Genomic DNA, 14,081 nt, shown 5'->3' with positions numbered 1-14,081 from the left:
CCTCGGGAAAGAAGCGCCGACGTGCCTTAGACTCTTCGACTAGATCGCTTTAGTACACCAGATAGCATCAGTCGCAGCGCATCACCAGCAGACCCGAATCAGCCCTCACCGTCGAGCCCGGAGATCCACCCATGCATGACGACACGTCGCTCGCCGAGGTGGGCACTCGTCTGCAGTCGGCAAGAGGTGAGGAGATCGCGCGATGGCTGGCGATCCCGCAGCCGACGACCGTCGCGCTCAGGGTCGGGGTCTGGCGCCCGTCATCCGTACGGGTCATCGCCGAGGAGCCCGAGTACGCGCGGGAGGCGGAACGGCTGTCGGGCGAGCTCGCAGCCCTCGGCATCCCGAGCGGCGAGGCCGCGGTGATTCGGCTGCGGCGCGGGGACGCCGACGGCGACGGCGACACGGCCGGCGACAGCGAGTCGTTCGAGATCGACGTCGACGCCGACATCGACGTGCGGGCGGCCGGAGCCGCCGGAGCGTTCCGGGCGACGCGACAGCTGCTGCACAACCTGCGCGCGCAGGGGCGGGTGCCGAAGGGGCGGGTGTCATCGGTCCCTATGGTGGCGGAACGGGGCTTCCACCTCGACGCCGCCCGCCGCTACTTTCCTGCCTCGTGGATCATCGCACTGCTGCACGCGCTCGCCGACGTCGGGATCACGACGTTCCAGTGGCACGTCTCCGACAACGAGGGTTTCCGCATCGGGTCGACAGCCTTCCCCGAGATCGTCTCCCCCGCGCACGTCACCCGCGCGGAGGCAGCGGCCGTGGCGGACGCGGCCGCTGACCTGCACATCGACCTCGTGCCCTCTCTCGACATGCCAGGGCACCTCCGCCACGCCCTCTCCGTGCACCCGGAGCATCGGCTGCCGGCAGCTGGCGGACCGTGCACCGACCACGCGCTCGACATCACCCGTGCCGAGTCCATCGACTTCGCGTCGGCGCTGATCGACGACGTCGCCGCCGTGTTCCCGCACAGCACGAACTGGCACCTCGGCGGAGACGAGTTCGTCGACTTCGCCCGCATCGACGAGTACGCCGCGCTCGCAGAAGCGGCACGAGAGCGGCATGGGCCGTCCGGCACGGGTTTCGACCTGCTGACGGGTTTCGTGAACGAGATCGCCGTGCATCTCCGTGCGAAGGGGCTCGCCCCCCGGGTCTGGAACGACGGGATGCTGCGTAGTGGAGAAGTCGTCCTCGATCACGACATCGTGCTGACTTGGTGGACGAACTGGCATGCGCAGATGCCGTCCCTCGGGGTGGGCATCGAAGCCGGCAATCCGCTGGTGAACTTCCACGATGCGCTGTTCTACTACGTCCTCGGAGAGAAGGCGGGCTACCTCTACCCGACGAGCGAGCGCATCTGGGAAGCCGACTGGCATCCCGGGCTGTTTCCGTCTCTTCCTGGCGGGGCGCGGCAGGAGATCCGGCCGCCCTATCCGCAGCGGCTCCTCGGAGCGTCGTTCTCGGTCTGGTCGGACGATGCCGCAGCGCAGACGCCGGTCGAGGTCGCAGACGGCATCCGTCGACCGCTTCGCGCCATGGCCGAGCGCGCCTGGAACGGAGGGAGCTCGCTCTCGCACGACGACTTCTGCGCGATCGATGCGGCGATCGGTGTCCCGACTGCCGTCACCACGACCGCATCCACCAGCCACACGACCGCCACCAGCCACACGACCGCCACCACCCACCTTCGAGCCCGGAGATCCACCCATGCATGACGACACCTCGCTCACCGTCGGCCGCGTCAAGCGCGTACTCGAAGAGCGCATCCGCCCGGCGATCCACTCGGCCTCCGTGCCGTTGGACGTCGAGATCCACGAGCTGCCCGGCGAGCCGATCGCGCCCGCGGAGGGACTCGCCCTCGACTACGCGCCCGGCGCTGTCGGCGCTCCCTGGGGTCCCGCGTGGGGCACTACCTGGTTCAAGCTCACCGGTCGGGTGCCGTCCGAATGGGCGGGGCGGCGTGTCGAAGCTCTCATCGACCTCGGCTTCGACGTGAACATGACCGGTTTCCAGTGCGAGGCCCTGGCCTATCGCCCGGGTGGCGCGGACGGCGACCCGATTCCCGTGAAGAGCATCAATCCGCGCAACCAGTGGGTTCCGATCGCCGAGACGGCTGCGGGAGATGAGCCCGTCGAGCTGTACCTCGAGGCCGCGTCCAACCCGGTGCTCCTCGACTACCACCCCTTCCTGCCCACGCAGGAGGGCGACATCCTCACCTCCTCGAAGGAACCGCTCTACCGCGCGCGGCGGATGGACCTGGCCGTGTTCGAGCAGGAGGTCTTCGACCTGTCCCTCGACCTCGAGGTGCTGTTCGAGCTGCAGGCCGAGCTGCCGGCGACGTCGCCCCGCCGCATGCGCATCCTGCAGGCCATGGACGATGCCCTCGACGTGCTCGATCTGCAGCACATCGTGCAGACCGCTCCCGACGCCCGCGCCCGCCTCGCCGAGGTGCTGGCCGCTCGGGCCGAGGCGAGTGCGCACCGCATCTCGGCCGTCGGGCACGCGCACATCGACTCGGCCTGGCTGTGGCCGGTGCGCGAGACGATCCGAAAGGTCGCACGCACGACCTCGTCGATGACGACGCTCATCGACGAGCAGCCCGAGTTCCAGTACGGCATGTCCAGCGCGCAGCAGTACGCCTGGATCAAGGAGCACCGCCCCGAGGTGTGGGAGCGGGTCAAGGCCGCTGTCGCCTCCGGGCGATTCCTGCCGCTGGGCGGCATGTGGGTCGAGTCCGACACCGTGATGCCGACCGGCGAATCGCTCGTGCGGCAGTTCTCGCACGGGCAGCGGTTCTTCGAGCGCGAGTTCGGCATCCGCTCGAAGGGGGTCTGGCTGCCGGACAGCTTCGGCTACTCGCCCGCCCTGCCGCAGCTGATGCGCCGTGCCGGTTTCGAGTGGTTCTTCACGCAGAAGATCTCGTGGAACCAGCAGAACGTCTTCCCGCACCACTCGTTCCTCTGGGAGGGCATCGACGGCTCGCAGGTGTTCACGCACTTCCCATCGATGGACACGTACAACTCGCAGCTGAGCGGCATGGAGGTCGCGAAGGCGTCGCGCCAGTTCAAGGAGAACCGCCTCAGCTCGCGGTCGATCGCTCCGGTCGGCTGGGGCGACGGCGGCGGTGGCACCACCCGGGAGATGACAGGCAAGGCCGAGCGCCTGCGCGACCTCGAGGGCAGTGCGCAGGTGGTGTGGGAGCACCCGGACGTCTTCTTCGACGCGGCGAAGGCGGAGCTGCCGAATCCGGCCGTGTGGGTCGGCGAACTGTACCTCGAGCTGCACCGTGGCACGCTCACCAGCCAGCACGCCACGAAGGCGCTGCACCGTTGGGCCGAGCACGCGCTGATCGAGGCCGAGCTGTGGGCCGCGACCGATGCCGTGCGCACCGGCGCCGACTACCCGCAGGCCGAGTTCGACCGGTTGTGGCAGGCCGTGCTGCTGCACGAGTTCCACGACATCCTGCCCGGCACCTCGATCGCGTGGGTGCACCGCGAGGCCGTCGCGGTGCTGTCGGATGTGCTGTCGGACGCGCGCGACATCGCCGATGCCGCCCGCCGCTCGCTCGCCGGCGACGGTGATCGCGCACTGCGCTTCGAGCCGACGTCCGTCGGGTATGCCACGAAGGGCGGCCGCGCGCTCGGGGCGGCGTTCGTCGCCGAGCCCACGGCAGCACCGGTGTCGCTCACGGAAGAGAACGGCGGCTGGCGCCTGGAGAACGAGCTCGTGTCGGTGCTCGTCTCGGCCGAGGGACTCATCGTCTTGGCGGTCGACAAGGCCTCCGGGCGTGACGCCGTCGCGCCGGGCAAGGCCGCGAACCTGTTCCAGCTGCACCAGGACTTCCCGAACATGTGGGACGCGTGGGACATCGACCGGTACTACCGCAACAGCGTCGACGACCTCACCGGGGTCTCGTCGATCGAGGCCTCGGTCGTGAACGGCGTCGCGCAGATCGTGGTCGTCCGTGCGTTCTCGGAGTCGACGATCACCCAGACGATGCTCCTCGCTCCGGATTCGCGCACCGTGCTGCTGCGCAACGAGGTCGACTGGCACGAGACCGAGAAGCTGCTCAAGCTCGCCTTCCCGCTCGACATCCACGCCGCGCACACCGAGGCCGAGACCCAGTTCGGGTTCCAGTCGCGCGTGACGCACACCAACACCAGCTGGGAGGCCGCGAAGTTCGAGACGTCGATGCACCGATTCGTGCTCGTACGCGAGCAGGACTTCGGCGCCGCCCTCGTGAACGACTCGATCTACGGCTACGACACGTCGCGCGAGGTCTCGGACGATGCCGTGACCACGACGGTGCGGCTCTCGTTGCTGCGGGCGCCGCGGTTCCCCGACCCCGACACCGACCACGGCGTCCACGAGATCGAGGTCGGCTTCGTGATCGGTGCGGATGCCGCGATCGCCACGGCCGAGGGCATCCGGATCAACACCCTCCCGTCGATCGTGCGCGGTGAGCGGGAGGTCGAACCGCTCGTCTCCGTGCAGGGCGAGGGGATCGTCGTGTCGGCCGTCAAGCTGGCGGACGACGGCTCGGGTGATGTGATCGTGCGTGTGTACGAGGCGCTCGGCCGTCGCGCGGTCGGTGAGCTGTCGGTCGGGTTCGCACACCGAGAGCTGCGCGAGGTGAGTCTGATCGAGGACGACATCGACGAGGCGCGGATCGGTGGCGAGCTGCGGCTGCGCCCGTTCGAGGTGCGGACGCTGCGCATCGTGCGCTGAGCGAAGTGTGATCAGGCGGAAGCGCGGGATCAGGCGGAATGTCCGCGGAAGTGCCTGATCTCGCGTGCCTGCCGGTTGTGGCGACCGGTGCCCGGGAGGACGATGGCGTGATGGCGAACATCGACGACGTGCGGGCGATCGCCCTCGCCCTCCCGGAAGCCGAGGAATCGGTGAGCGGCCACACCGGCGAGGCGGCGTGGCGGCTGAAGAGCGGGCAGTTCGCGTGGCTCCGCGGCCCGAGCGCGACCGACCTGCGGCAGCTGGCGGAGCTCGGACGTGACTGGCCGGCGGGAACGGTGCTCGCGGTGCGCGTCGCCGACCTCGAGGAGAAGGAGGCGCTGCTCGCCGCCGAACCCGATGCCCTGTTCACGATCCCGCACTTCGAGGGCTACCCCGGACTGCTCGTGCGTCTCGACGCCGTCGACCGCGCCCGGATCGAGGAAATCATCACCGATGCGTGGCTGGCGCGGGCGCCCTCCCGCGTCGCGAAGAAGTGGCTCGCGGAGCGCGGGCTGGAATGAGAGAGGCGCGGACGTGGACGTCGGCCAGGCGGCGCGGTCCTCGCTCGCGGCGCTCCCTCGCGATCAAAGCCCCGTCGAGCTCGCTGGATCGGAACCATGTCCGGCCGCGGGCGTCCCCGGCGATCCGCTGCGAGACGAGATGGTCTCTAACCGGGGGCGCTTCCATGAAGTATCCGACGGGAGCCAGATTCCTGAGCAGCAGTCGGCGAATGGAAGGCCCGAACCGCACGGGCAATCTTCATGGTCCTCGATCGGTCGATCGGGGACCATGTCTCCCGACGAGAGTGTGTCGTCGTTCTCATCGATCCACTCATTCATGCCGGTACGCCAATACGTGTCCATGCCGAGGTGCCAGGCGGCGGATTCACCCAGGACCTGTGCGGTGTCCTCGATCCACCGCGCCGCAGGTCCCAGGAACGCCGTGAAATGCCACCCGGCCAGAACGATATGTGAGAGGCAACCCCCGAATCCCCGGAACTGGACGATGTTGGCCTGTGCCCGTGGGTTGACATCCGGTATGACCGTGTTGGCGAGCCGATAGCCCTCCACGGCGAGTCGGCTCGCAGGGTAGACGTCGGACACGATCATCTTCACCAGCTCATTGGTCTCGCCGCGTGAGAGCGAGTTTCGGGAGTAGAGCGTCGCTGGTGAGAGATGTGCCTTCAAGACGATCCCCGCAAGCGCCCTCTTCACAAGCGTCGTGTCGACACCAGCCAAAAGGACGTCGCCGTCGGACGGCGACGCCGTGACAGAGATGGATGTGAGCGCTGGGGTTGTGCCGCTGGTCAGGGTGGAGAGGTAGCGCTCGGCATCTCCCAACCGCTGGTCACACTCCCGGCAGAACAGGTAGCTCTTGATGAAGTCCTGTCGTTTCGTGACGACGCCGCGAGAGTTGTAGACGCCGAGCAGCCCGCCTTCGTTCTTCGCCCAGCGGGCTGCCCACTTCGGCGTGACGTGCCCCAGGACCAACGGCTTGACCGTTCGGCACAGTCCGCATGGCTGAACGACTTCAGCTCTGAGGTCACTCCCGACGATGAGCGACGAGCGAGGCCCTTCGATGATGGCCTCGCGGCTTTGCGTGGGGCGAATCGCACCAGACACGGCTCTCCGCTGTCTCTGCTCCCGTCTCCTCGATGCATTTCCCACGTCGGCAATGTTTCCATAGCATCGACGTGGCAGTGATGCGCTAGAACGGGAGCATGACTTCAGACGTGACGGGGATCGGCGGCCTCTTCTTCCGCAGCAGGGATCCGGAGGCACGGGCCACGTGGTATCAGCAGCATCTCGGCATCAGCGCCGGTCACACCGGCACCTGGCAGCAGGACGCGGGGATGACCGTCTTCGCGCCGTTCCCCGCCGACAGCGACTACTTCACCGCCGACCAGCAGTTCATGCTGAACCTGCGCGTCACCGACATCGAACAGCTCGCCGTGAGGCTGGAATCCGAGGGCATCCCGGTGGAGCGCCGAGACGAGTGGAACACCGAGGAGTACGGGACGTTCGCCCGCATCCACGATCCCGAAGGTCTCGCGATCGAGCTGTGGCAACCACCGGCGGAATCGTCTTGAACCGAGCCGCTTCCGCGCTCAGGCCGGATCGAGGCGCAGCACGTCGGGCGATTCGCCGCCGGTGAGGTCGTCGGCGATGCGGAGGCTGCGCGCCAGATCGTCGAGCGCGCCGATCAGCGTGCCGAACCGTTCCTTGTCGCTGCACACCGCGGTCAGGGTCACCAGGTGGGTCCCGGTGTCCCAGGTGTACGTCGCGAACGGCGGCGACGCCGGCGACGGCGGCATCGGTACCAGCAGCTTCTCGCCCACGCCGAGCCGGGTGGGGAACGACTCCGTGTCGTCGTAGTCCATCGGCATCGAGGCCCGCGCGATGCGCACATCCGGCGTCAGGACCTGTGCGGTCGCCATCGCCACGACAAGCTCCGGCTCGGCCTTCCACGTCCACACCAGCACGCGTCCGTCTGCCCGCTTCATGAGCAACGGCGCCGCCTGGCTCATCGCCCACGCGCCGAACTTCGAGCCCGGCCGCTCCGTCGCCCCCACGGCCGCATTGACCTGACCGAGCAGCATCCGGATCGCGGCCTTGCGGTGGCGGCGGCCCTTCCAGCCGAGCGAGTCCGTCACGGGAATCCACAGCTGGGGATCGGCGTCGGCAGTCAGTCGCATGGCTCCACGGTATCGGCTGCACCTGAGGGATGCCCGGTACGCCTCGGCCGCGCGAACAGGGCCCTCGGGTAGAGTGGCCAGCGCCCGACCAGGGCTTTCCCTTGGCCGCCACATCGTAAGGCAGCATGTCTGTGACCTCCTCCGACGATCCGATCGATCCGTCGAGCGGCCCCGCCGCCGAACCCGCGCCCCGACCATTGAAGATCGTGATCGGCTGCGACACGTTCGCGCCCGACATCAACGGCGCCGCCCGGTTCGCCGAGCGTCTCGCCGCCGGCCTCGTGCAGCGCGGCCACGACGTGCATGTCGTCGCCCCCAACCAGGCCTATCGCCGTGCGCAGCCGCACACCGAGGTGATCGAGGGCGAGCCGATGACGCTGCACCGTCTGCCGTCGTTGCGCTGGGCGCCGCACGACTGGCTGCGCTTCGTGTGGCCGTGGCGCTCGAAGCACTACGCCCGCAAGGTCCTCGACCATGTGCAGCCCGACGTCGTGCACATCCAGTCGCACATCGTGATCGGCCGCGGTCTCGCGTACATCGCGCACGAGCGCGGGATCCCGGTCATCGCCACGAACCACGTCATGGCCGAGAACATTCTCGACCACACGACCATGCCGAAGTTCATCGACGACCTGGTCCTCAAGTTCGCCTGGGCCGATGCGAAGCGCACCTTCGACATGACCCGCGCGATCACCACTCCCACCCGTCGCGCCGCCGACTTCCTCGAGAAGACCGTCGAGGTGAAGGATGTGATCCCGGTCAGCTGCGGCATCGACCGCACGCAGTACACGCCGGTGATCGCCCCGCGCGACGAGAACCGGATCATCTTCGTCGGCAGGCTCACCGCCGAGAAGCAGGTCGAGGTCATCCTCAAGGCGATGACGAAACTCGACCCGGCGCTGGAGACGACGTTCGACATCGTGGGCGGCGGCGATCAGCGCAAGCAGCTGGAGCACCTGACCGCGCAGCTCGGACTCGCCGACCGTGTGACCTTCCACGGACGGACGAGCGATGAAGAGCTCCGCGCCCTGCTGTCGCGCGCGAGCCTGTTCGTGATCGCCTCGATCGCCGAGCTGCAGTCCATCGCGACGATGGAGGCCATGGCCTCGGCTCTGCCGATCGTCGCCGCGGACGCCGTCGCCCTTCCGCACCTCGTGCACCACGGCGAGAACGGATACCTGTTCGAGCCGGGGAACGTCGATGCGCTCGCCGCGCGCCTCACCGACGTGCTCACGGCGGAGCCCGCGGAATACCAGCGGATGCAGCAGGCATCGCTCGACGGCGTCGCCATCCACGACATCAACCGCACCCTCGACACCTTCGAGGCGCTGTATCGCGACGAGCCGCTGCCGGAGTAGCGCCCATGCACGGTACCCCCATCCGATCACGCCGCGGTGACGCGCCGGCGGCGGAGTAGCACGCATGCACATCGTCTTCTTCGGCGACCAGCACCTCGACTCGCTCGGCGGTGCGCAGGTGTCGATGCGGCTCCAGCGGGAGTTCCTCGAGCGTGCCGGTCACATCGTCACGGTGGTCGCCCCGAAGATGCACGGGTCGCGCCGTTCATCCGGCTCGCACGGCGGCGCGTACATCGACCTGCCGTCGATGCCGATCACGACGGATCGCGAGTACGCGATGAGCTGGCCGGGGCGTGGGAGCGACCGCTTCCTCGACAAAGCCATGACCCATCGTCCCGCGGTGGATCTGGTGCACGTGCAGGCCGACTTCTGGGGCGCGTTCATCGGGCACCGTTACGCGCAGCGCCACGGCATCCCGGTCGTGCACACCATGCACAACCGCGTCGACGTCGGCATCGCCGCCGTCACCCCGCTGCACGGGCCGGTGCTGGCGGCGCTGAACATCTGGCGCCGGATCGCGATGCGCGGCATCGGAGTCCCCGTGCCCGGCACCGACGGCTGGGCGTTCCTGCGAGGACTCGCCGCCGGAGCATCCGCCGTCACCGCGCCCTCGACGCACTTCGCCCGCCGCCTCGAACAGCACGATGTCTTCCCGCACGTGGACGTGATCTGGAACGGCATCGACGACGACCTCCGCGCGCAGACGCTCGCCGCCGGACCCGCAGACCGCACGCCGGGACGCCCGCGCTTCGTGTGGCTCGGCCGGATGAGCCCCGAGAAGCGACTGCTCCCGTTCCTGGAAGCGTTCATCGCCTCCGGCATCGATGCGGATCTCGAGATCATCGGCGGCGGAGCGCAGCGTTCCGCGGCAGAGAAGATCGTGCGCGGGCGTGGGGGCATCCGATTCGCCGGCCGATTGACCTACCCGCAGACGCTGGCGCGGATCGCCGCGGCCGATGCCCTCGTGCAGACGTCGATCGGCTTCGAGACCCAGGGCATGACCCCGTTCGAGGCGGCGACGCTCGGAACCCCGTCGGTGATCTGCGACCCCGACATCGCGGCGGAGCTCGGCGGCGGACTCTGGGCCGTTCCGGATGCCGAGGAGTCGGCGAGCGGACGAGACCTCGAAGCCCAGCGCACGGCAGCACTCGCCGAGACGCTGCGGCAGGCCGCATCCGATATCGCCGCGGGCACCGCACCCACCCCGCTCCCCGAAGTGGCCGAAGCCTTCCGGCAGTCGTCGCGCACGGCGGCGATGGTCGAGGTCTACCGGAGGGTTCGCGCCGACAGCTGAACCGGCGCCGTCTCAGAGGTAGGTGCCGTCTCAGAGGTACTGGTACAGGGCGATCGTCAGTCCGGTGACGGCGATCCCGATGGCACCGGCCCCCGCGATGCCGACGGCGATGCCCGTGAGCAGCCGATTCGTGGGCCGGCGCACCGCGATCAACCCCAGCACGAGGGCGACGACGTAGGCGAAGAAGCTGAGGATTCCGATGCCGTTGTCGAACGCGAGCATGAACGCGAATCCGCCATCACCGCCGTAGACGAACGGCCGGGCGACGGAGCTGAACAGGTTGACCGCGAGAGTGGCCACCGCGATCACGAACGCCGCGACCGCGAGCGGGTTGCCGGTGCGGGCCTGCGCCGGGGGTATCGCCTGGCCGGGGAACGCGGGATGCGCCGGTGCGTACGCCTGCCATCCGGGAGCGGACGCCGGATACGCCGTCGGAGACGACGGTGGATAGGGCGTCGAGGAAGCCATCGAGGAGGGAGGTGAGCCGTCGGGCGCGGGTGCAGGAGACGGAGGCGGCGGGGTCGAGCGCTGCGGCGTGGCCGGATACTGCGCTGCGGCCGGATACTGCGCTGCGGCCGGATACTGCGGTGCGGCGGGCAGATGCGCGGTCGGGACGGGAGGCTGCTGAGGCTCGCTCATGACGACGAGCGTAGCCGCCGCTGCGAGGATCGGCGGCAGGCGATCAGCGATAGACGTGCCCGGACTCGGCCTGGTGGCCGACGTCGCGGCCGGCGACGCGCGTCCAATCGGTGGGGGTGCGTCGGTAGCCGTCCCGGCGCAGTTCGATGATGGTGGCGACGGTGGCCCACGCAGCGAGGAGGAGGAGTGCGATGAGGAGTACCATGGCAGAAACGCTACGTTCGATGTCGAACAGCCACGAGTGGCAGAATAGACTATGAACGTCGGAAAACTGCCAACAGGAGTGAGTATGAAGACGGTCGCCTGCGTCATCCAGGACGGGTTCGCGCCCTTCGAGTTCGGCGTGGCCTGCGAGGCATTCGGCCTCGACCGCGCCGACGACGGCGTGCCGAACTTCGACTTCCGCATCGTCGCCCCCCGTGCCGGTGTCGTGACCTCGAAGATCGGCTTCTCGGTCAACGTCGAGCACGATCTGACCTTCGCCTACGACGCCGACCTCGTCGTGTTCTGCCCGCTCCCTCGGGAGAGGTGGGGCGACATCGATCCGCTCCTGCTCGACCTCGCCCGTCACGCGGTGGCACGCGACGCCTGGGTGATGAGCGTGTGCAGCGGGTCGTTCATCCTCGCCGCCGCAGGAGTGCTCGACGGTCGGCGCGCCACCACGCACTGGATGTACGCGCACGTCATGGCCGACATGTACCCGCAGATCGACATCGACCCAGACGTGCTGTTCGTGCAGGACGGCAAGATCATCACGAGCGCGGGCACGGCCGCCGGGATCGACGCGTGCCTGCACCTGCTGCGGCAGGAGGTGGGAGCGGAGCTCACCAACCGCATCGCCCGCCGCATGGTCGTGCCGCCGCAGCGCGACGGCGGGCAGGCGCAGTTCATCGATCGCCCGATCCCCGTGGTTCCCACCGACTCGCTCGCGGCCGTCGCCGACTGGGCGGTCGAGCACCTGCGTGACGACCTCGGCGTCGATCAGCTGGCGGCCAAGGCCCTGATGTCACCGCGCACCTTCGCCCGTCGGTTCAAGGCCGAGTACGGCGCGACACCCGCGGCCTGGTTGGCGCGTCAGCGCATCATCCATGCGCAGCGGATGCTGGAGCGCACCGACCTGCCGCTCGAGCACATCGCCGACGAATGCGGGTTCGGCTCGGCGGCCGTGCTGCGGCAGAACTTCGCCCGGGTGCTCGGCCTCACTCCCACGGCCTATCGCGCGCGGTTCTCCTGTGCCGAGGAGTCGGCTGTTCCCGCCGCCTGAGCGGGTATCGGCTCCTCGGCGGTCCGCTACTCGGTCCGCTACTCAGTCCAGTGGGCCGGCGAGGGGAGCGTGACGTCGTTCACCTCGACGCCGCCGGGGGTCACCGTGGCGATGCAGTACAGCAGCGACTGCGTGGGGTAGCCATGCGGACGGTTGTCGCGGATGATCGCCCGGTCATCCTCCGCGGGCAGCGCGGTCGAGGAGGCGAGCAGCGCGGTCCACTCCGTCGTCCAGTCGTCGCTGTCCGCCGTCGGTCCCAGGGCGCGGAACTCCGGCAGCCAGGCCTCGATGCGCGGGGTCGTCGCGTCGTCGAGGTCGTCATGCGCGATCATGTGCGTGCCGGGATCGATGGTCGTCTCGCGCAGCTCGACACCGTCCCACGACAGCACCCGTGCACCCTCGGGGCGCACCTCGAGCAGGTTGAAGCCGTGCATGGCCAGCGGGGCGACGGGGGAGCGACCGCTCACCGACTCCAGCGCGAGAGCGCCACGAGAGACGGCGCGCGCATCGGGAAGGCCGCCCACGTCGGCGCGGTTCAGCAGCACGGCGAGCCGACGTTCGGCGGGGTTCGCGGCGAGCCAGGCGCCACCGGCGCGGCGATCGCGGATCCCGACCACGCCGGGGTAGTCCTCCGGCCACCAGGCTCCGAGCGAGTCCCATGCGCGTAGCGGGTCTTCATCGCGGACCGCGAGAAGACGTGCGGATCCGGCATTCTCGACATCGATCACGACCGTGCACACGGACCCCAGTCTAGGTCGGGGATGAGGTGTCGGCCCATGGCGGCGGATGCTGGGGCAGAATCGAGACGTGAACATCGTCGTCGGAGTCACGGGCGGCATCGCCGCGTACAAGACGGTGCACCTCGTGCGCCTGCTCACGAAGGGTGGGCACGACGTGACCGTGGTGCCCACCGAGGATGCGTTGCGCTTCGTGGGATTGCCCACATGGGAGGCGATCAGTCGGCACCCGGTCACCACGAGCGTGCACGAGGATGTGGCGAAGGTGCGGCACGTGGCTCTCGGTCAAGCCGCCGAGCTGGTGATCGTGGCACCCGCGACCGCGAACTCCCTCGCGAAGATCACCGCGGGCCTCGCCGACGACCTGCTGGGCACCACGCTGCTCAGCACCGAGGCCCCGGTGCTGATCGCTCCGGCGATGCACGCGGAGATGTGGCGGAATCGCGCGACACAGGCGAACATCGCCACGCTGCGTGAGCGCGGCGTCCACATCGTCGGCCCGGCCGACGGAGAGCTCGCCGGCGGTGACAGTGGACCCGGCCGCATGTCGGAGCCGGAGGACATCTTCGCCGCGGCGCAGGCGCTGCTGGCCCCCGGTGGCCTCGCCGGGGTGCGGGTCGTGGTGTCGGCCGGCGGCACGCGGGAGCCGATCGACCCCGTGCGCTTCCTGGGCAACCGCTCCAGCGGCAGGCAGGGCGCGGCTCTCGCGGCCGAAGCCGCCGCGCGCGGCGCCGAGGTCACCCTGGTCTCGGCCAACATCTCGGGCGATGTGCTCGCCGAGGTGCGGCATCCGTCGATCCGCATCGTGCCGGTCGGCGCGGCGGCGGAGCTCTCCGCGGCGATGAAGCGGGAATCCGCCGACGCCGACGTGGTCGTCATGGCCGCGGCGGTCGCGGACTACCGCCCGGTCGAGGTGTCGGACCGCAAGCTCACCAAGGAGGGCGGCGGGATACCGGCCATCGAGCTGGTCGAGAACGAGGACATCGTCGCGGCGCTCGCCTCGTCACGCCGACCGGGGCAGCTCGTCGTCGGTTTCGCGGCGGAGACCCCGGAGGACGAAGCCGAACTGCTCGCCCGCGCGCGCGGCAAGCAGCAGCGCAAGGGCGTCGACCTGCTGGTGGTGAACGAGGTCGGCTGGGAGCGCGGGTTCGAGTCCGCCGAGAACGCGGTGCACATTCTCGGACCGGGTGGTGTCGACGCCGGGGTGGCATCGGGGTCCAAGCGCGCCGTCGCGGCGGCGATCTGGGATGCCGTCGAGCGCGAGCGCTGAGCGCAGGATCGGCGACGGCGGGCGGGGGAACGGACTGGAGGAGAATCTCGGCGAGTGCTAAACTTGAGTCAACACAACTCAACTTTGATC

At 69.1% G+C, this 14,081-nt stretch carries 13 protein-coding genes; 8 read left to right on the top strand and 5 right to left on the bottom strand.

Translation table 11 applies throughout. From position 1 onward, the window contains the following. Nucleotides 1-131: 131 nt before the first annotated feature. The 3 genes from GZ64_RS0100555 to GZ64_RS0100545 all read left to right on the top strand — a co-directional run bounded on the left by GZ64_RS0100555 (nucleotide 132) and on the right by GZ64_RS0100545 (nucleotide 5,255). Nucleotides 132-1,721 (top strand): family 20 glycosylhydrolase, encoded by a 1,590-nt coding sequence (locus tag GZ64_RS0100555; protein ID WP_051667787.1) that lies wholly within the window; start codon nucleotides 132-134, stop codon nucleotides 1,719-1,721. Next, complete coding sequence (locus GZ64_RS0100550) at nucleotides 1,714-4,734, top strand: alpha-mannosidase (protein ID WP_029264760.1); 3,021 nt, start codon at nucleotides 1,714-1,716, stop codon at nucleotides 4,732-4,734. The genes GZ64_RS0100555 and GZ64_RS0100550 overlap by 8 nt, the downstream gene beginning before the upstream one ends. Before the next feature lie 110 nt (nucleotides 4,735-4,844). Beyond that, a complete protein-coding gene (locus tag GZ64_RS0100545) occupies nucleotides 4,845-5,255 on the top strand; it encodes an MmcQ/YjbR family DNA-binding protein (RefSeq protein ID WP_029264759.1) in 411 nt (136 codons plus the stop codon). A 63-nt stretch (nucleotides 5,256-5,318) separates the two neighbouring features. On the opposite strand, the gene GZ64_RS0100540 is transcribed toward GZ64_RS0100545, so the two are convergent. Then, entirely contained in the window at nucleotides 5,319-6,356 is a 1,038-nt protein-coding gene (locus GZ64_RS0100540; protein ID WP_029264758.1) for an SEC-C metal-binding domain-containing protein, read from the bottom strand. A 98-nt stretch (nucleotides 6,357-6,454) separates the two neighbouring features. Here GZ64_RS0100540 and GZ64_RS0100535 point away from each other — a divergent pair, with 98 nt between their 5' ends. Continuing rightward, nucleotides 6,455-6,823 (top strand): VOC family protein, encoded by a 369-nt coding sequence (locus GZ64_RS0100535; protein WP_029264757.1) that lies wholly within the window; start codon nucleotides 6,455-6,457, stop codon nucleotides 6,821-6,823. Between the two features lie 18 nt (nucleotides 6,824-6,841). Here the strand turns inward: GZ64_RS0100535 and GZ64_RS0100530 are convergent, their stop codons facing one another. After that, nucleotides 6,842-7,429 (bottom strand): hypothetical protein, encoded by a 588-nt coding sequence (locus GZ64_RS0100530; RefSeq protein WP_029264756.1) that lies wholly within the window; start codon nucleotides 7,427-7,429, stop codon nucleotides 6,842-6,844. Between the two features lie 125 nt (nucleotides 7,430-7,554). Here GZ64_RS0100530 and GZ64_RS0100525 point away from each other — a divergent pair, with 125 nt between their 5' ends. Together GZ64_RS0100525 and GZ64_RS0100520 are read left to right on the top strand one after the other, a co-directional pair. Beyond that, nucleotides 7,555-8,787: a glycosyltransferase gene (locus GZ64_RS0100525; protein ID WP_029264755.1), complete on the top strand. Its 1,233-nt coding sequence runs from the start codon at nucleotides 7,555-7,557 to the stop codon at nucleotides 8,785-8,787. Nucleotides 8,788-8,851: 64 nt separating this feature from the next. Further along, nucleotides 8,852-10,081 (top strand): glycosyltransferase, encoded by a 1,230-nt coding sequence (locus GZ64_RS0100520; RefSeq protein WP_029264754.1) that lies wholly within the window; start codon nucleotides 8,852-8,854, stop codon nucleotides 10,079-10,081. Nucleotides 10,082-10,111: 30 nt separating this feature from the next. Here GZ64_RS0100520 and GZ64_RS0100515 read toward each other — a convergent pair whose 3' ends face one another. Then, nucleotides 10,112-10,720: a hypothetical protein gene (locus tag GZ64_RS0100515; protein WP_029264753.1), complete on the bottom strand. Its 609-nt coding sequence runs from the start codon at nucleotides 10,718-10,720 to the stop codon at nucleotides 10,112-10,114. 43 nt (nucleotides 10,721-10,763) lie between these two features. Then, on the bottom strand, nucleotides 10,764-10,925 hold the full coding sequence (locus GZ64_RS19935; protein ID WP_168441017.1) for a hypothetical protein: 162 nt from the start codon (nucleotides 10,923-10,925) through the stop codon (nucleotides 10,764-10,766). Nucleotides 10,926-11,009: 84 nt separating this feature from the next. On the opposite strand from GZ64_RS19935, the gene GZ64_RS0100505 reads away from it, so the two are divergent. After that, entirely contained in the window at nucleotides 11,010-11,984 is a 975-nt protein-coding gene (locus GZ64_RS0100505) for a GlxA family transcriptional regulator (RefSeq protein ID WP_029264752.1), read from the top strand. A 38-nt stretch (nucleotides 11,985-12,022) separates the two neighbouring features. Here GZ64_RS0100505 and GZ64_RS0100500 read toward each other — a convergent pair whose 3' ends face one another. After that, nucleotides 12,023-12,724, bottom strand: coding sequence for an NRDE family protein (locus tag GZ64_RS0100500; protein WP_029264751.1), 702 nt, complete (start codon nucleotides 12,722-12,724; stop codon nucleotides 12,023-12,025). Nucleotides 12,725-12,791: 67 nt separating this feature from the next. Between GZ64_RS0100500 and coaBC the strand changes: the two genes are divergently transcribed. Next, a complete protein-coding gene (gene coaBC / locus GZ64_RS0100495) occupies nucleotides 12,792-13,991 on the top strand; it encodes a bifunctional phosphopantothenoylcysteine decarboxylase/phosphopantothenate--cysteine ligase CoaBC (RefSeq protein ID WP_029264749.1) in 1,200 nt (399 codons plus the stop codon). Nucleotides 13,992-14,081: the final 90 nt, after the last annotated feature.

The sequence above is a fragment of the Microbacterium sp. Cr-K32 genome (assembly GCF_000708345.1).
GTDB lineage: Bacteria > Actinomycetota > Actinomycetes > Actinomycetales > Microbacteriaceae > Microbacterium > Microbacterium maritypicum_A.
Note: the sequence above shows the minus strand (reverse complement) of the source record. Positions and strands in the feature narration are given on the sequence as shown.